We start from the raw sequence: 16,678 nt of genomic DNA on the forward strand, positions 1-16,678 counted from the left end.
GATACGCCTTTCTGTTTGATGAAACTAATATTATGGTGCTTCATATAGTAACCTCCTGAATTCATATGTATAAGATTAGTAGTATTCAAGGAGAATTAATAAAATGTGTATTTATTTAGAAATTCGTTATAGTTGTTAATCAATTTCTAAAACGTAAAGAAGCATAAAATAATGAAAAAGCAAGACGTTAGTCATGTATTCATCACTTTCATGACGCATAAGAGATGATATAATAGGAGTAGATGAAAGATAAAGAAAAGCAGGTGACTCTTTTTTGTTTACAAAAGCACAAGAACTTTTAGCGTCTTATTTCGGTTATTCGTCATTCCGAAGAGGACAAGATGAAACAATTAAAAATGTATTAGATGGGAAAGATACAGTTTGTATTATGCCTACAGGTGGTGGTAAGTCAATTTGTTATCAAATTCCCGCATTAGTATTTGAAGGAACAACGTTAGTTATATCGCCTTTAATATCACTTATGAAAGACCAAGTAGATACATTAGTACAAAATGGTATTTCAGCTACATATATTAATAGTTCTATTTCGATTACAGAAGCGAATCAACGAATTCAATTAGCGAAACAGGGCCATTATAAGTTACTTTATGTAGCGCCAGAGCGACTTGATTCAATGGAATTTGTTGACCAACTGATCGATATGAAAATCCCGATGATTGCCATTGATGAGGCGCACTGTATTTCGCAGTGGGGACATGATTTCCGTCCGAGCTATTTACATATACACCGTATATTAGATTATCTTCCAGAAAAACCGCTCGTATTAGCATTAACTGCTACGGCAACACCACAAGTTCGTGATGATATTTGCAACACGCTTGGGATTAATCAAGAAAACACGATTATGACAACGTTTGAGCGCGAGAACTTATCATTTTCTGTTATTAAAGGACAAGATCGTAATGCATATTTAGCGGATTATATTCGTCAAAATCAAAAGGAATCTGGGATTATATATGCAGCTACTAGAAAAGTAGTTGATCAGTTGTATGAGGATTTAATGAAAGCGGGAGTTTCTGTATCAAAATATCATGCCGGTATGAGTGATAACGATCGAAATGAGCAACAAGAACTCTTTTTACGTGATGAAGTGAGTGTAATGGTAGCCACATCTGCGTTTGGGATGGGTATTGATAAATCGAATATTCGTTACGTTATCCATTATCAACTTCCAAAAAATATGGAAAGTTATTACCAAGAAGCAGGACGTGCTGGCCGTGACGGATTAGATAGTGCATGTATATTGCTTTATTCTTCTCAAGATGTACAAGTACAACGCTTTTTAATTGATCAATCGACAGGAGAGTCTCGTTTTTCAAATGAACTTGAAAAACTGCAAAATATGACTGACTACTGTCATACAGAACAATGTTTACAATCATTTATTTTGCAATACTTTGGAGAAGAACCAAAAGAAGATTGTGGCCGCTGCGGTAATTGTACAGACGACCGAGAAAGTATCGATGTGACGAGAGAATCGCAAATGGTTTTATCTTGTATGATTAGGACGAACCAACGATTTGGTAAACAAATGATTGCACAAGTACTAACTGGATCTAAAAATAAGAAAGTCATTGAATTTAATTTTCATACTTTGCCAACTTACGGACTTTTATCAAATCGTAGTGTAAAAGAAGTGAGTGAATTTATTGAGTTTTTAATTTCAGACGAGCTAATTGCAGTTGAACATGGTACTTACCCGACACTAAAAGTAACGGAAAAAGGGAAAGAAGTGTTACTTGGTAAAGAGAATGTTTTACGTAAAGAACGAGTAGAGACAAGACAAATCGTTCAAGATCATCCTTTATTTGAAGTACTTCGCGAAGTACGTAAAGAAATTGCGCAAGGAGAAGGGGTACCTCCATTCGTTATTTTCTCTGACCAAACGTTGAAAGATATGTGCGCAAAAATGCCGCAAAGCGATTCTGAACTTTTAACTGTGAAAGGGATTGGTGAACACAAACTTGTGAAGTATGGTTCGCACTTCTTACAAGCAGTTCAGCACTTTATTGATGAAAACCCAAACTATGCTGAAACTATTAAAACAGAAGTGGTGACAGAACGGAAGAAATCAGGGAAAGCTTCAGCAAATTCTCATTTGGAAACGTATGAAATGTATAAACAAGGTATTAATCTAGATGAAATTGCGAAAGAACGTGGATTATCAAGACAAACGATTGAAAATCATTTAATTCGTTGTTTTGAAGATGGAATGGAAGTAGACTGGAACAGTTTTGTTCCTGCAGAATACGAACAACTGATTGAAACTGCTGTGCAGAATGCTGATGGTGGTCTGAAATCGATCAAGGAACAACTTCCGAATGAAGTGAGTTACTTTATGATTCGTGCTTATTTACAAATTAGAAAGTAGTGACATGTAAAGGGGATAGGGATTTATGCATCACGTTTTTGTATATGGCACGCTAAGAAAAGAGCAAACGAATGCTCATTATATGCAAGGTGCAATATGCATTGCAGACGAAGTATGGACGTATGGGGAATTATTTGATACAAACGAAGGGTATCCGGCGATGACTTATTCGAATGAAGAAAAGGTGTATGGAGAAGTTTATGAAGTAAATGATGACATATTGCGTAAGTTAGACGAACTAGAAGAATATACAGGTAATGCAGAGACGGATTTATATGAACGAATCACACAAATAGTATTTGATGGTGATAGGGAAATAGAGGCATATGTGTATATCGCTCAAGATAAAAATATGCTAAAGAAAGTTATCATTTCTGGTGATTGGTTGAAGTATCAACAAGGGAAATAATAGCAGCCATAGAGCAGATAGTGGAATTGTCCATTATCTGCTCTTTTATTTTTGGTACTTTAAAAATTCTTATTATTTAGATAAAATGTAAATATAGGGAAATCAAAAGGAGGATTTTTCATGGGTATCAGAAATTTAGTTTCTCACCTGTAGTAGAAAAATAACGTACAGGAGGAGAATAATAATGAACGAATTAAATGTAAAAGAATTTTATAAAAAACAATTTGAATTACTAAGCTATGATATAAAAAATGAAAATTGGTTGCAGGAAGTTGCGAAAGAAGTACAAGAACAAATTGGATATCCATTTCAAACGATGTTAGAACTAGGAGCTGGAAATGGTGGTTTTGCAAGAGCGATGTCTAATTTGGATGTAAAAATGACTACTGTTGAGCTTGTACCAGAGTTAGTTATGTTTGCTAAAGAACATTCTACTAGTGATATTGAGATTCATTGCGCTGATTTTTATGAAATTAACTTTGAAGAAAAGTTTGATGTTGTTAGTTATTTAGATGGATTTGGTGTAGGGACAGATGAAGAACAATTGGTTTTATTAAAACGAATCCATAATTGGTTGAAAGATGATGGGTGTGCACTTATTGATATTTATCAACCATTATATTGGGAAAAAGCAAATGGACAAGAAATGCCGATTTATTCTGCAATGCGAAAATATGAATATGATAGTGAAAATGCTAGGATGCTGGACCACTGGTGGGAAAAGGATTCTTCAAATGATATCGTGACACAATCTTTACGTTGCTATACGATAGATGAGATTAGTAATTTATGTGCAGAGGCTGGTTTCAGTATAGTTGGGATTTTCCCAGGAGGAGCGTATGACTTTGAAGAGAGGAAATATAAAGAGCAAGCGTCTTTAAATGAATGTTTATCATATCGAATAAAAGTAAAAAAAGAGTAGGGATTAATTCCTTACTCTTTTTGTGCTTTTATAGTGTAAATCATTGACTGTTTTTCGTATTTAACTTTCGTTCGTTTTTAATTCTTATAGATCTTAGTACGATCCCAATTCCAAGAAATATAATAGTAGCAACGACTCCGCTAATAGGGTTTAACCAAAAATCACTGCTGTTAGTAAGTGTAATAATCCCTGTTATTGTAACTAAAACAGTAGGAACGGCATCTTCAATTGCATGCATGATAACGCATGGCCATACTGACTTTGTAAGTCTATATATTTCAACATACATAATAGACCAAGAAACCATAAGTAGACAGCCTGATAAAAGCATATGTAACCTTGAAATAGATTCGAAATATTCATTTGGTAAAAAAACTAAATAATAAGCGGCATGCCAAAGAGCCCAAACTAAACCAGAAATAATATAAATAAACCAATCGTTTAACTTTAGTTCAATGAGCTTAGGAGTTAAATAACCGCGCCATGAAAACTCTTCAAAAATATTTTTAATAAAGTTACCAATAGTAGACATGAATATGAGTGACAATAACGAATATATTTCAAAACTAGTTATGTTAGCTACTCCAAAAATAAGTGCTAAACTTATCGTTATTACTGTAACGAACGGATAAATTAGTATCGCAACGAAGTACCATTTAAAGTTTGCCTTCAAATTTAGTTTTATACTAAAATCATTCCAATCTCGGCTAATAACTCTAAGGAAAATACATGAGAGGAAAGGTAATATTAGCCACAGTCCCATGCCTAAAGAGTTTCCTTCAGGCTGATCTGTTAGAAAAGAATCTAGAATTACGCCAATCCAGCCACTTGCCAATACAATGAACACAAAAATAAGTAAATGTAACTTAAGGGTTTTTCTTTTGGTAGCAGTCATTTTCAATAGACTCCTTTACTCTTATTTTTGACTTTTGTGACCTTGGGTGTTTTATCAATGAAATAATAGATAACTAGAAAAGAAGCTGGAGAGTATGTAAGGGAAACTTAGTTAGATAGTATAAAGTCCTTTTAATCAATAGAAAATAGCGGCTTTTGTATAAACCACTTTATTATATGTGTAGTTGTATGATTTAGATGTTATATATTCTTATCATGTAAAAATCTCATTGGAATTTCAATATTAGAAAGGTGAAAAGTAAGTTTTTTCAGAAAAAACAAATTAAGTCCTTGACTTTATAATTGGATTTTTAATACAATTATATTTCGACTGAAAAATTAGAACGGACAGGAGGGAATCATCAAATGAACAACATTTTTGAAGAAGAGTTACAAAAAATGAAAGATACATTACGTACGATGGATGATCAATTAGAACAGCTTGAAGAAATTCCAGTTTATTACGGCGATGATTTTAAAGAGCAAATTCTTGAAAGTATGAGGGAGTCTAATATACAAAACTTACGTATTGGGGTACAAGAACCGTACTTTGGTAGATTAGATTTTCAAGAGGATGGCAAGGAAGAAGTTATGCCGATTTACATTGGTAAAGTTGGTGTTTCAGATAAAGATACGATGAAGCCAATTGTAATTGATTGGCGGGCACCGGTCGCAAGTATGTTTTATTCATTTACCGGCGGTGATGAACTAGCATTTTATCAATCGCCAGATGGATTAGTAGAGGGTGATATTTATTTAAAGCGAAATATCTCTATTCGAAAAAGAGAATTAGAACGTGTTGTTGATACATATGTAAAAGGAAATGAAGATGTCTCGCATGCCGATGATTTTCTTCTATATCGATTAGGTGAGAATAAAGATAATAAACTAAAGGATATTGTTTCGACGATACAATCGGAGCAAAATGATATTATTCGTGCGGAAAGAAACTTGCCATTATTAATTCAAGGGGTTGCAGGGAGCGGTAAAACAACGATCGCTTTACATCGCCTTGCTTTTTTAATTTATGAATATCGTGAGCAGCTAGAAGCTGAAAGAATGATTGTATTCGCTCCGAATAGTTTGTTTTTAGACTATATTTCGAGTGTGCTTCCTGAATTAGGTGTCGGGAATATTAGTCAAACAACATTTCCGGACTGGGCATTACGTACGTTAGATGATTCGGTGAAACTGAAGCAGACAGAAGAAAAGTTGAAAGAAGCATTTTCTATTAATCGTGATGAAAGAAAGGTTATGCTTGGTAAATTGAAAGGTACGCTAGAATTTAAGTCCTTTATTGAAGAGCAAATGGTTCAATTTGAAAAAGAACTAGTGCCAACAAGTAATTTTGAGGCATGGGATAAAGCTGTTATTCCAGTGGAAGATATAAAAAAATGGATGCAAGTTGAGTATAAACATTATCCATTAAAGAAAAGAAGAGAACGTTTAGTTGGCCGAATGAAGCGCTGGATTGAAATTGAACTAAAAAAGTATGGCGAAACAAACGAGAAGAAATTATTAAAAAAAGAAGCGACAAAGAGATTGAACAGTTATATGAAGTTTTGGCCGAAAATGAGCTCGCTTTCAATATATAGTTCAATATTGAAAAGCAAAGAAATACTCGAAGTATTACCCGAGGAACTTGTGAAAGAAACTGAGAAGAGTTGTCGTAAAAAAGAAGTGTATGTAGAAGATTTACCCGCTTTAATTTACATACATCATCGCATAACAGGTATTGAAATCGGGCAGAAATTTCATCACGTCGTTATTGATGAAGCGCAAGATTTCTCACCATTCCAAGTTTATGTATTAAAAGAAATTACATTAGGTAATTCTTTCACTATATTAGGTGATTTATCTCAAGCGATTTATGATTACCAAGGGATTGAAGATTGGAGTGCTTTTAAGGAAGTATTCCAAGAAACAGGCTATTATGAACTGACGAGGAGCTATCGTTCTACAAAAGAAATTATTGAATTTGCGAACGAAATAATTAAAAACGCCGAGATTCCAGTAGGGCTTGCGACACCAGTTTTTCGTAGTGGTGAAGAGGTCAAAGTAATTCAAGCAGAAGATCAATTTAATGAGATTATGAAGACGTTAAAACATTTACAAAATGATGATGTGAAAACAATTGCGGTAATAGGAAGAACAGACGATGAATGTCGCGATATATATGAGAAATTAAAAAAGGCAGGAGTAGCTGTAAACGTCATTGAAGCAGATCAAAGTAAATATGAAGGTGGTATTTCAGTAGTACCTGTATACTTGGCAAAAGGGCTAGAATTTGACGCTGTTCTACTAATTGATGTTGATGAAGAACATTACAAAAATACAAAACACGATGCAAAGTTACTATATGTCGGATGTACGAGATCACTTCATGATTTATGGATTTTCCATAGTGGGGAAGCATCGCCTTTAATTAACGGATTAAAATAAAAATGAAACGCAAGAGGCTTTTCTAGTAACCAAAAGAAGGACCTCTTGTTTTTCCATATAAAGGTTCGTGGAGAGAATAACAATGATTACAAAAGTAATAACGAAAAGAAACTGGGGAATCGCAAAGATAAATGGAGAAATTAATGAAGCCTCATTAAAAGAAGAGGGATTTATTCATTGTTCGTTTTTTGAACAAGCTTTAAAAGTCGCAGAAAAACATTTTAGTCATGAAGAAGAAGTTTTATTACTAACAATTGATCTAACTCTGTTAAAAGCAGAAATAAAATATGAACTTGCTTCTAACGGCCAAGAATATCCGCATGTTTACGGAGCAATTAATATAGATGCGATTATAGATGTTGTTCCATTGCTTAAGGAAAAAGGGGAATTTATATTACCAGAGTTACAAAGTTAAGCGTGTTATAAGTAAGCTAGAAAAGCACAAATTACAAATTTGTGCTTTTTATTATCCGTTTTTTGGTAAAATATTGTTGTTTTTGTCACACTAATACTGTACGACACATAGTATAAAACATATACTGTATGACATATAGTAATGAAAATGAGGTGAATACATGGATGCTTTATTAAATTCGTTAATTACTGAACTAAGAAGAGGCACATTAACATTAGCAGTTTTAAGCCAATTAAGAACGCCGCAGTATGGATATTCACTTGTCCAATTATTAGAGAAATCAGGAATCGTAATCGATCAAAGTACTTTATATCCACTACTTCGCCGGTTAGAAAAGCAAGAGCTAGTGACGAGTAGTTGGGATAAAACAGAGAGTAGACCTCGTAAATATTATGTTTTAACTGAATACGGATTAGAAATATTCCAGCAGTTGAGAAAGGAATGGATAAAGGATTCGAAAGAACTTTATAACTTATTAAAGGAGGAGGACAAGAATGAATTTGATTGATATTTATGTGGAGGAAGTAGCGAAGAGATTACCTGAAAAAAATCGTGAAGATATTATTCTTGAGCTACGGTCAACAATTGAGGATATGTTGCCTGATGATTATAATGAAGATGATGAAAAAAGGGTTCTTGAAAAATTGGGGAGTCCGGTTTCATTAGCTAATGGATATTTGGATAGACCGATGCATTTAATTGGACCGCGTTATTTTGATGTATATACGACATTATTAAAAATGATCATTCCAATTGCAGTTGTTATTGCACTCATTGCAATGGTTGCAGAAAATTTTTTAAGTTATACTGGTGATCAAGCTGTATTAAATGTTATTTTACAAGTAATAGGTAAAGGCATTGGAGAAATTTTTGAAGTAGCCTTCCATGTATTTTTCTGGTTAACACTCGTTTTTGCTATTTTAGAAAGAACGGATAAAAACAAAGATACCGAGCCGTTGACGACAAGTTTAAAAAAGTGGACGCCAGATGATTTGAAAAACATTTCGCATATTCCGAAGAAAAAAGCAATCTCCAAGTTTGAAGTTTTTGGAGGGTTAATGTGGACGGCAATATGGGCTACACTTTATTTTTATGCGAATCATCTCGTTGGCGTATACAGTGGTACGGGAAGTGGATTGAAGTTTGTCGCGCCAACGTTTAATCAAGATGTGTTACTTCAGTATTGGCCAATCGTTGTGATGATAATTATTTTTGAAATAGCGATATCTCTTTATAAGTTAGTACAGGGACAATGGACGAAAAGATTGGCAATCGGGAATACTATTCTCCAAATAGCTGGAACGATAGTATTCATTATAATTGTAGTAAATCCGCACATATTTACCGATGGATTTATTACGTTTGTGGCAAATGTGTTCACTATTTCTCCGGAAGAACTTAAAAAGTGGCTAATTAGTGGGGGTATTCTCATTTACGTTTTATCTGCTGCATTAAACATTTATGATGGCTTTCGAAAAGCTAGTGTTCGTGTAACAAATAGGTAGTTAAAAAGAGAACGTATATGAAAGGAAGAAAACGATGATAAGGGAAGCAACGGAAAAAGATGTAATATACATTTTAGATATTTATAATGATGCGATACTGAATACAACTGCTGTATATACGTATAAACCCGTAACCCTTGAAAATAGAATAGATTGGTATGAACAAAAAAAGGCTGATGGTTATCCGATTTTTGTATACGAACTAGATAATAAAGTAGTGGGATTTGCGACATTCGGTCCGTTTAGAGCTTGGCCTGCCTACAAATATTCAATTGAGCATTCTGTGTATGTTGATAAGGAATATAGAAAATGTGGGATTGGAACTTCTTTGATGAGAGCATTGATCACAATTGCCAAAGAAAGAGAATATATGACTTTAATTGCTGGAATTGATGCGGAAAACGAGAAAAGTATTGCCTTACATGAAAACTATGGATTTGTTCATGCTGGGACGATTAAAAAGGCTGGTTATAAGTTTAATAAATGGCTAGATTTAGCTTTTTATCAATTGGAGCTTAATGGTCCTAAAAATCCTTTAGAAGAATAGAGATTTTTCGTAAACATGTATCTTTTAGGTAGCAAGGAGTAATTCATGCTACCTTTTTTATTGTAAAAGCCTATTTAATCTGCAAAAAAGGGGGTTTTACATTCTAGATTGAATGATTAAAGGTGATAAAACGATATGAAATGAGGAATGAAAATGGAAACTGTCATTCAAAAAATGAAAGAGAGACAATCTGATCATGTTGGGATAGCAATTTATTCTGCAAAAAGTAATCGTATGGTTGCTTCATATAATAGTGAATTAAATATTCCGTTAGCATCGGCAGCAAAAGTAGTAATCGGATTTGTAGTAGCGCAAATGGTGAAGGAAAATAAACGTAATTGGCATGATATACTTCATCATGTTAAATTTAATCCAAATGAAGATAGTGCGCAGTTGTATCCACATATACAAGGAAGAAGGAATTTAACACTTAGTAAAGCAGTAGAAGTGATGATAGCATGTCATGATAGTTACGTTGCACAGTCAGTTGTAATGTACTGTGGTGGATGGGATGCTGTGAAAATGTATGTCCAAACGTATTTTTCAAAAATTCATATACAAGAGGACGCTAGAGATGAGAAAAATGTTGGAGAATTAAATGAAGTTCTTTCACTTTTAGTACATATTTTTCAAGGTTATAAATCAGAAGCAGAATTATGGGAACCAATTATTGGCGGCATGGTAAGACAGCAAGGTGAATATGAAGGAATACATTCATATCACTTAGCTCATATGACAGGTGGACTATCTTCAGCTGCAATAAATATTGGTATAATAGGAATATTTAACAAATTCCCGTTTCTTTATGTTATTGGGGGAAAAGATTTACCTAATCGACGTGAAAATAAAGAGGTAGATGAAGCTTTTGCAGTAGCTTTGAAGTACATATACAAAGAATATAGTGAAAGCATGCTAGGAGTGAGTAATTGAAAAGAAACTTAAAGACATCAACAATCATTATGTTAATTGTAACGATTATTGCTCTTGAAGTGGGTATCGCACTATACGATCACAATTTGTCATTAGATACTATTTATTTTGCAGCGATCCTCATTTGTATTGTATTACTTTTTGGTACACGTGTTTCTGAGAAGAAAGAGAGACGAAGAAAAACAGCTCTTTTATTTTGGCCATCTATTTTACTGTCTATCGCTTCTTTTGCAGTTATAAGTTACATAAGAATAGGCTATGTTTCTGTACCAGGTATAATTGGCTTTTCATGCTTTGTTATTTATGGTGGTTTCGTATTTATTAGTATGTTAAAAAGGAAAAGTAAAAATGAGAGGTAGCTTACTAAGTTGAAAGGAAGAGATATATGAAACGCATAGAGAATGGTACTCGCATAGAAGGAGAATATATAAAGAATAAAGTCATTCAATATAACATGTCTATTTTAACAGATGAAGCAAAACAGCCGATGGAACAAGTAAGTTTTGTTCTGAAAGATGAGGCTGGGAAAATCTTTGGCGGGGTAACAGGAACGATGTATTTTTATCATCTTCATATAGATTTTTTATGGGTTGATGATTCAGTTCGTCATGATGGTTATGGTAGTCAACTATTACATAAAATTGAAGATATTGCGAAGGAAAAAGGTTGTAGATTAATATTATTAGATTCATTTAGTTTTCAAGCGCCAGAGTTTTATAAAAAGCATGGCTACCGAGAATATGGTGTTGTTGAAGATCATCCTAAAGGGCATAGTCAACACTTTTTAGAGAAGAGGTTATAGTATTCGTGTTTTGCGAGAAAAGTGTTTTTTAAAAGCATCGCCAATAAGGCGATGCTTTTTTTAGTTTATAGAAACTAATCAATCTGATGCAATTATGCGAAGAAATAGTTCGATTCGTATTACAAGGATTTTCTTTTTTTACTATTCAAATAGCTTATTCATTAAATCTTGTATTTCACGTCTTCTTTTATCTGTTTCATCCTTATCAATTGTATACGTATCATCCTCTATTATAAGAACATCACCCTCTTTTGCAGTGGAAGGGAGTTTGGATTTAGGTACATCAATTGTTACGTTATTCACTTCAATAACTGCTAGTTCGCCTTCAAAACGGTCAATAATACCTCTCTTCATAATTATCTCTCCGTTCTTACAGAAATGTTAGAACCATCACTATTAATAATTACAGTTCCATTTAAATCAGTTCTATATACCTTAACAGACATTGCATTTAACTTTGCTAAAGTTTCTTGAGTAGGATGGCCATATCGGTTACCTGCACCTGCACTGATTACAGCGATACTTGGTTTCACTGCATCTAAAAATGGCTGAGAAGAAGATGTCTTACTTCCGTGATGGCCAGGTTTTAATACATCGGATTTTAGGCCGGAACCATACGTTGCAACCATATCTTTTTCACTTTTAGATTCAGCATCACCAGTAAATAAGAAAGATTTGCTGCCATGTGTTACTTTTAATACAGCACTCCACTCATTTAGATCGTTACCGTATTCTTTAACAGGAGCTAAAAATTGTGAGTTTAAACCATTGATTGGTAAAGTTACTCCAGACTTCGCTTCTTTAATAGTTAACCCTTTGTTAGCTACTGCAGTTAAAAAGTCTTTAAACGTTTGTGTCGTATGACTTACTTTAGGTGCGTAAACGTTTTTTACTTTCATAGCATAAAGTACTTCATCTAATCCACCTACATGATCAGCATCAGGATGAGTGGCAATCATATAATCGATAGTTTGGAATCCTAATCCTTTTAAATAGTTTGCTACTACTTTACCTTTCCCGTTATTTCCGCCATCAATAAGAATCGTTTCTCCACTTGGAGATTTAATAAACGTCGCATCACCTTGTCCGACATTTATATAATGAACTTCTAACTCTCCTTTAGGCTTAGGAAGAGCCGGACGGAAACTAGGTTCTAATACACGAGCTAAAAATGCAGCGAACTGTTCACGAGTTACTTTTACGTCTGGACCAAATGTGCCATCAGGAAACCCAGCTGTAATATTATTTTGAGCTAAAATTTTGACAAAATTGTAACCCCAATGAGTAGATGGAACATCAGGGAAATTGACGTCTGCACCTGTAGGTTGCAAATTAAAAGTTTTAACTAAAACTACTGCCATTTCTGCACGAGTTAATGAACGGTCAGGGAAATAGTTTGTTTCACGTTGTACAATGTTATTATGTGCTAACTTATGTACAGAATCATAGTAATAGATACCTTTGGCTACATCGGAAAAAATATGATTATAGCTAGATGGTTTTTCTAATTTTAATGATAAATCTAGCATTAAGGCCATTTGTCCACGAGTTACATCATCACCCGGTTTAAAAGTTCCTTCTGGCGTACCATTAATGATACCTTTATCCGATAAATAGTTAATTTCCTTAATTGCCCAATGATTAGATTGGACATCTGGGAAAGCTTTAGCACTTGTAAGATTTGGAATGAACAATGTTAAAATCATGACAAATGCCGTTAGTAATAAACTAAACTTTTTCAAAAAATCGCCTCACTTAATGTATTTTTTACCTTATTAACTTTACCATTTCTTACAAGTAATTCAAAGTTTAATAGGTAAATATTTTATTAGTTGTTTTGTATTTCCATAAATTCGTTAATTTGAAATAATCTAACTTAACAGAGGAGATAGGAAAGGTATTAGAGAATTGTTTATATTGCAATTGTAAAATCCATATTATAAATTTATAAAATCATTTATAATAATTTATATCATGTTAAATGGGAGAAAGAAAATGTATACATATAAATTACAAGATGAGAAACCAATTTGTTCAGAAAAATTAAAGAGGCTTTACGATTCTGTCGGTTGGTGGCCAGAAAGAAAAGAAATCGATATTCAAAAAATGTTAAAAAACAGTATAGCAATTGGGGTATGGAAAGAAAATGAGTTAATTGGTTTTGCTAGAGTTGTTTCAGATGGTGTTTTTCGAGCGTACTTAGAAGATGTTGTTGTCCATGAGAGTGTAAGAAATAAAAGTATTGGTGAGAAGATGCTTACAATGTTGCTTGAAGAGATATCTCATATCAATATTGTGAGCCTATTTTGTGGAGAGAAACTTATAAAGTTTTATGGTCAACAGCAATTTCAAGTGACGCAACAAATTGTGATGCACCGTAATCAAATAGTGAAAGAATAAGAGGTGACAATTAGAATGATTGCGACAAGAGCGTATTGTTTATCGAAAAGAAAAGCGACAGAAGATTCTCCTGATGGTTGGAATGCAACATGTATGAGGCTTAATAATAAAATATTTGCGATATTGAACCATGAAGAAGGCGAAAAAGCGGCAATAACATTAAAATGTGATCCAGAACTTGCGCTAAGATTAAGAGAAGAGTATCCAGAAACAATCATTCCGGGTTATCATATGAATAAAAAACATTGGAATACGGTGTATATACATAAAGATGTGGAACAGGTGCAAATTAATAAGATGATTGATTGGTCGTATGATTTAGTTCTGCAGTCATTTTCAAAGAAAAAGCAGCAAGAGTTATTAGATTAATATGTATAAGGGGTGGATGTATTGAAAGACACGATCAAAGATACATATGATAAATTAGCGAGTACATATAAAGAAAATCTAGATGTGGCAAATCCATATAACAGCTATTATGAAAGACCAGCGATGATGGAGATGGTTCCAAAGAAATTAGAAGGGAAGAGTATACTAGATGCCGGATGTGCAGCTGGATGGTATACTTCTCAATTTGTAGAAAGAGGAGCAAATGTTACTGCAATTGACGTAAGTTATGAAATGGTAAAAGCTGCAAAGGAAAGTATGGGGGATAAAGCAACGTTTCTTTGTCATGACTTGCAAGAAGTATTACCGTTTGAAGATCATACTTTTGATGTAATTGTAAGTTCGTTAACTCTTCATTATTTACAAAATTGGAATCAAGTATTTCAGGAGTTTCGTCGAGTACTGAAGCCAGGTGGAGAATTTATATACTCCATTCATCATCCTTTTATGGACTTTACAAAGTTTACTTGTAAAAATTATTTCGAAAAACAATTATTAGTAGATACTTGGGTTAAACCAAACATTACAATTGAAGTTGAATTTTTTAGAAGGTCACTTCAAGATATTATTAATGAAACAACAAATTATTTTGTGTTAGAAAAAATGGTTGAACCGAGGCCAGTTGAAAAGATGAAAGAAGTAAATGAAAAATCTTATTACTATTTAAATACAAATCCACATTTTCTTATTGTTAAAGCAGTTAATAAATAGCTAGTAAAATGATTATATTTTACTAGCTATTTTGCAGTTATAAATGATGAATTAGGAGTTTTGAAATGAATACGAAACGAAATAGATTACTATACGCAATGTTTACAATCCTTGTTATTATTTTAGGGCTTAGTTCAAGAAAATTTGCTTTTGCGCTGCCGGCTCTATTAAATGATTATTTAGGTGATGCTTTATGGGCGTTAATGATTTTCATTGGATTTGGATTTTTATTTCCTAAAATAGTGACGAAGAAATTGGCTTTTATTAGTTTAATGTTTTGCTACGGGATTGAAGTGAGCCAATTGTATCATGCTGAATGGATAGATAGTATTCGTGCAACGACTTTAGGTGGACTCGTATTAGGTTATGGATTTTTGTGGAGTGATTTAGTTGCTTATACAATTGGTGTTGGGGTAGGATTTCTTTTTGAGTTTATATTAAGGACGAATAAGCGATTTTAAATGGAGGTATTTATTATGGAGGATATATTAGAAATTGTGAATTTTTGGTTTGAAGATAAAGATGTCACAGCTACTGAAATAAAAGCAAACGTAACAAAGATTCATTGTAATAATAAATCCTATATTTTGAAGGAAAAGGGATCGATAAAACAACTATTAGTTGAAATACATGTATTAGAACAGCTTGAGGAAAAAGGGGTTAAAGTACAAAAATTAGTGAAAACGAGTAATAGTAAAAAGTATGTATTTTATAAAGAGAAGTATTATTGTTTGTACAAATATATTGCTGGAAGTGGACTTGAAATAAAAGATACAGAAAATCTGAAGGAGCTAGGAAGTACAATTGGAGAAGAAATAGCTAATTTACATCAAGCACTTAATTCGGTGAATAATAATGAGTTAGTAAAAAGAGATTTGTATAAAGTAGTATACGGATGGGCTTTACCTATTTTAGAAAAGAATGAGTATGTTCATCAGGATGTAATTCGAAAAATGAATCAAATACATACAGCTTTCAAAGAAATAGTTCACCCATTACGAGAGCAAATTATTCATCGTGATATGCACTTATCCAATGTAATCTTTAAAGATAATGAATTTCAAGGTTTTATAGATTTTGAACTATTAGAAAGTAATGTAAGAGTATTCGATTTATGCTATTGCTGTACGAGTATTTTGAGTGAGTTATATAGTGATGAAGTATTAAGAGGGAAGTGGCAACATATTATCAGCACAATCTTTGAAGGATATAATAAACAAAACATTTTAATGAAAGAAGAACTACAGTCTATTTGGTATATCATGCTTTCGATTCAAGTTATCTTTATTACTTATTTTGTTCAGTTAAAAGATTTATTAAAGTTAAATGAAGAGATGTTTTTCTGGATTTTTGCTAATAAAGAGGCTATTGAAGAGTCAATAGAAAGGATCGCACGAAAATGAAAAAAATTATATTAATAGGTTCTGGTGGTTCAGGAAAATCTACACTAGCAAGGCAGTTAGGAAATAAATTAAATATTAAAGTACATCATCTTGATGCGTTATTTTGGAAACCGAATTGGGAAGGGGTACCGAAAGAGGAGCAAAGAACGGTTCAAAATGAATTAGTTAAAGAAGATGAGTGGATTATTGATGGGAATTATGGTGGGACAATGGATATAAGAATGAACGCAGCTGATACAATTATTTTTCTTGATATTCATAGAACGATATGTGCTTATCGTGCTTTTAAAAGAGTTATACAATATCGGAATAAAACAAGACCGGATATGGGCGCGGGATGTAAGGAAAGATTTGATTTGCAATTTTTTAAATGGATATGGGAATATCCTAAGACGAAGCGACCTACAATTTTAAAGAAGTTAAATCAATTGAGTAAGGATAAAGATGTTATTATTTTAAAATCTACAAATGAAGTAAGACTATTTTTAGAGAAGTACAATGCTATAAATGGTTAGATTA

20 protein-coding genes are annotated in these 16,678 nt (G+C 33.1%); 17 read left to right on the top strand and 3 right to left on the bottom strand.

Annotation, left to right across the window (positions count from 1 at the left end; all coding sequences use genetic code 11):
- The first annotated feature begins 274 nt into the window (after nt 1–274).
- From recQ to FH036_RS03520, 3 genes are all read left to right on the top strand, one after another.
- A complete protein-coding gene (recQ, locus tag FH036_RS03510; RefSeq protein ID WP_070806230.1) occupies nt 275–2,392 on the top strand; it encodes a DNA helicase RecQ in 2,118 nt (705 codons plus the stop codon).
- Nucleotides 2,393–2,417: 25 nt separating this feature from the next.
- A complete protein-coding gene (locus tag FH036_RS03515; protein ID WP_044792156.1) occupies nt 2,418–2,801 on the top strand; it encodes a gamma-glutamylcyclotransferase family protein in 384 nt (127 codons plus the stop codon).
- Between the two features lie 184 nt (nt 2,802–2,985).
- Nucleotides 2,986–3,723 carry a class I SAM-dependent methyltransferase gene (locus FH036_RS03520; RefSeq protein WP_044792157.1) on the top strand — a complete coding sequence of 246 codons (738 nt, stop codon included), beginning with the start codon at nt 2,986–2,988 and terminating at the stop codon, nt 3,721–3,723.
- Nucleotides 3,724–3,763: 40 nt separating this feature from the next.
- Here the strand turns inward: FH036_RS03520 and FH036_RS03525 are convergent, their stop codons facing one another.
- A complete protein-coding gene (locus tag FH036_RS03525) occupies nt 3,764–4,618 on the bottom strand; it encodes a CPBP family glutamic-type intramembrane protease (protein WP_000127500.1) in 855 nt (284 codons plus the stop codon).
- A gap of 365 nt (nt 4,619–4,983) precedes the next feature.
- Between FH036_RS03525 and FH036_RS03530 the strand changes: the two genes are divergently transcribed.
- From FH036_RS03530 to FH036_RS03565, 8 genes are all read left to right on the top strand, one after another.
- Nucleotides 4,984–7,059 carry a HelD family protein gene (locus FH036_RS03530; RefSeq protein WP_139895354.1) on the top strand — a complete coding sequence of 692 codons (2,076 nt, stop codon included), beginning with the start codon at nt 4,984–4,986 and terminating at the stop codon, nt 7,057–7,059.
- A gap of 82 nt (nt 7,060–7,141) precedes the next feature.
- Nucleotides 7,142–7,474, top strand: a complete 333-nt coding sequence (locus tag FH036_RS03535) for a DUF952 domain-containing protein (protein WP_044792161.1) — start codon at nt 7,142–7,144, stop codon at nt 7,472–7,474.
- A gap of 160 nt (nt 7,475–7,634) precedes the next feature.
- On the top strand, nt 7,635–7,982 hold the full coding sequence (locus tag FH036_RS03540; protein WP_000339349.1) for a PadR family transcriptional regulator: 348 nt from the start codon (nt 7,635–7,637) through the stop codon (nt 7,980–7,982).
- The gene (locus FH036_RS03545) at nt 7,969–8,979 is read left to right on the top strand and encodes an HAAS signaling domain-containing protein (RefSeq protein ID WP_139895355.1); all 1,011 of its coding nucleotides are present in this window, start codon (nt 7,969–7,971) and stop codon (nt 8,977–8,979) included. Before FH036_RS03540 ends, FH036_RS03545 begins: the two co-directional genes overlap by 14 nt.
- A gap of 34 nt (nt 8,980–9,013) precedes the next feature.
- Nucleotides 9,014–9,526 carry a GNAT family N-acetyltransferase gene (locus FH036_RS03550; RefSeq protein WP_000617502.1) on the top strand — a complete coding sequence of 171 codons (513 nt, stop codon included), beginning with the start codon at nt 9,014–9,016 and terminating at the stop codon, nt 9,524–9,526.
- 153 nt (nt 9,527–9,679) lie between these two features.
- The gene (locus tag FH036_RS03555) at nt 9,680–10,456 is read left to right on the top strand and encodes a serine hydrolase (RefSeq protein WP_139895356.1); all 777 of its coding nucleotides are present in this window, start codon (nt 9,680–9,682) and stop codon (nt 10,454–10,456) included.
- Nucleotides 10,453–10,815 (top strand): hypothetical protein, encoded by a 363-nt coding sequence (locus tag FH036_RS03560; RefSeq protein ID WP_000828022.1) that lies wholly within the window; start codon nt 10,453–10,455, stop codon nt 10,813–10,815. Before FH036_RS03555 ends, FH036_RS03560 begins: the two co-directional genes overlap by 4 nt.
- 26 nt (nt 10,816–10,841) lie before the next feature.
- Nucleotides 10,842–11,258: a GNAT family N-acetyltransferase gene (locus FH036_RS03565; RefSeq protein ID WP_044792169.1), complete on the top strand. Its 417-nt coding sequence runs from the start codon at nt 10,842–10,844 to the stop codon at nt 11,256–11,258.
- Between the two features lie 141 nt (nt 11,259–11,399).
- On the opposite strand, the gene FH036_RS03570 is transcribed toward FH036_RS03565, so the two are convergent.
- Both FH036_RS03570 and FH036_RS03575 read right to left on the bottom strand, forming a co-directional pair.
- On the bottom strand, nt 11,400–11,612 hold the full coding sequence (locus tag FH036_RS03570; RefSeq protein WP_000820164.1) for a DUF3006 domain-containing protein: 213 nt from the start codon (nt 11,610–11,612) through the stop codon (nt 11,400–11,402).
- Nucleotides 11,613–11,614: 2 nt separating this feature from the next.
- The gene (locus FH036_RS03575; RefSeq protein WP_139895357.1) at nt 11,615–13,000 is read right to left on the bottom strand and encodes an S-layer homology domain-containing protein; all 1,386 of its coding nucleotides are present in this window, start codon (nt 12,998–13,000) and stop codon (nt 11,615–11,617) included.
- Nucleotides 13,001–13,253: 253 nt separating this feature from the next.
- Between FH036_RS03575 and FH036_RS03580 the strand changes: the two genes are divergently transcribed.
- The 6 genes from FH036_RS03580 to FH036_RS03605 all read left to right on the top strand — a co-directional run bounded on the left by FH036_RS03580 (nt 13,254) and on the right by FH036_RS03605 (nt 16,674).
- Nucleotides 13,254–13,658, top strand: coding sequence for a GNAT family N-acetyltransferase (locus FH036_RS03580; RefSeq protein ID WP_044792171.1), 405 nt, complete (start codon nt 13,254–13,256; stop codon nt 13,656–13,658).
- A 15-nt stretch (nt 13,659–13,673) separates the two neighbouring features.
- Nucleotides 13,674–14,027, top strand: coding sequence for an MmcQ/YjbR family DNA-binding protein (locus tag FH036_RS03585; protein WP_000562184.1), 354 nt, complete (start codon nt 13,674–13,676; stop codon nt 14,025–14,027).
- A gap of 21 nt (nt 14,028–14,048) precedes the next feature.
- Nucleotides 14,049–14,756 carry a class I SAM-dependent methyltransferase gene (locus FH036_RS03590; protein WP_139895358.1) on the top strand — a complete coding sequence of 236 codons (708 nt, stop codon included), beginning with the start codon at nt 14,049–14,051 and terminating at the stop codon, nt 14,754–14,756.
- Nucleotides 14,757–14,821: 65 nt separating this feature from the next.
- Nucleotides 14,822–15,217: a ribosomal maturation YjgA family protein gene (locus FH036_RS03595; RefSeq protein WP_139895359.1), complete on the top strand. Its 396-nt coding sequence runs from the start codon at nt 14,822–14,824 to the stop codon at nt 15,215–15,217.
- A 15-nt stretch (nt 15,218–15,232) separates the two neighbouring features.
- A complete protein-coding gene (locus tag FH036_RS03600; protein WP_139895360.1) occupies nt 15,233–16,159 on the top strand; it encodes a phosphotransferase enzyme family protein in 927 nt (308 codons plus the stop codon).
- On the top strand, nt 16,156–16,674 hold the full coding sequence (locus tag FH036_RS03605) for a DNA topology modulation protein (RefSeq protein WP_000720549.1): 519 nt from the start codon (nt 16,156–16,158) through the stop codon (nt 16,672–16,674). The genes FH036_RS03600 and FH036_RS03605 overlap by 4 nt, the downstream gene beginning before the upstream one ends.
- Nucleotides 16,675–16,678 lie beyond the last annotated feature (4 nt).

The sequence above is a fragment of the Bacillus sp. CD3-5 genome, from assembly GCF_006349665.1.
GTDB classification, from domain to species: domain Bacteria; phylum Bacillota; class Bacilli; order Bacillales; family Bacillaceae_G; genus Bacillus_A; species Bacillus_A paranthracis.

Coding starts and splice junctions, on each gene's coding strand:
- FH036_RS03565 (WP_044792169.1), top strand. CDS start 10,842: ATGAAACGCATAGAGAATGGTACTCGCATAGAAGGAGAATATATAAAG.
- FH036_RS03545 (WP_139895355.1), top strand. CDS start 7,969: ATGAATTTGATTGATATTTATGTGGAGGAAGTAGCGAAGAGATTACCT.
- FH036_RS03525 (WP_000127500.1), bottom strand. CDS start 4,618: ATGACTGCTACCAAAAGAAAAACCCTTAAGTTACATTTACTTATTTTT.
- FH036_RS03605 (WP_000720549.1), top strand. CDS start 16,156: ATGAAAAAAATTATATTAATAGGTTCTGGTGGTTCAGGAAAATCTACA.
- FH036_RS03540 (WP_000339349.1), top strand. CDS start 7,635: ATGGATGCTTTATTAAATTCGTTAATTACTGAACTAAGAAGAGGCACA.
- FH036_RS03520 (WP_044792157.1), top strand. CDS start 2,986: ATGAACGAATTAAATGTAAAAGAATTTTATAAAAAACAATTTGAATTA.
- FH036_RS03580 (WP_044792171.1), top strand. CDS start 13,254: ATGTATACATATAAATTACAAGATGAGAAACCAATTTGTTCAGAAAAA.
- FH036_RS03570 (WP_000820164.1), bottom strand. CDS start 11,612: ATGAAGAGAGGTATTATTGACCGTTTTGAAGGCGAACTAGCAGTTATT.
- FH036_RS03595 (WP_139895359.1), top strand. CDS start 14,822: ATGAATACGAAACGAAATAGATTACTATACGCAATGTTTACAATCCTT.
- FH036_RS03600 (WP_139895360.1), top strand. CDS start 15,233: ATGGAGGATATATTAGAAATTGTGAATTTTTGGTTTGAAGATAAAGAT.
- FH036_RS03535 (WP_044792161.1), top strand. CDS start 7,142: ATGATTACAAAAGTAATAACGAAAAGAAACTGGGGAATCGCAAAGATA.
- FH036_RS03530 (WP_139895354.1), top strand. CDS start 4,984: ATGAACAACATTTTTGAAGAAGAGTTACAAAAAATGAAAGATACATTA.
- FH036_RS03585 (WP_000562184.1), top strand. CDS start 13,674: ATGATTGCGACAAGAGCGTATTGTTTATCGAAAAGAAAAGCGACAGAA.
- FH036_RS03550 (WP_000617502.1), top strand. CDS start 9,014: ATGATAAGGGAAGCAACGGAAAAAGATGTAATATACATTTTAGATATT.
- FH036_RS03515 (WP_044792156.1), top strand. CDS start 2,418: ATGCATCACGTTTTTGTATATGGCACGCTAAGAAAAGAGCAAACGAAT.
- FH036_RS03555 (WP_139895356.1), top strand. CDS start 9,680: ATGGAAACTGTCATTCAAAAAATGAAAGAGAGACAATCTGATCATGTT.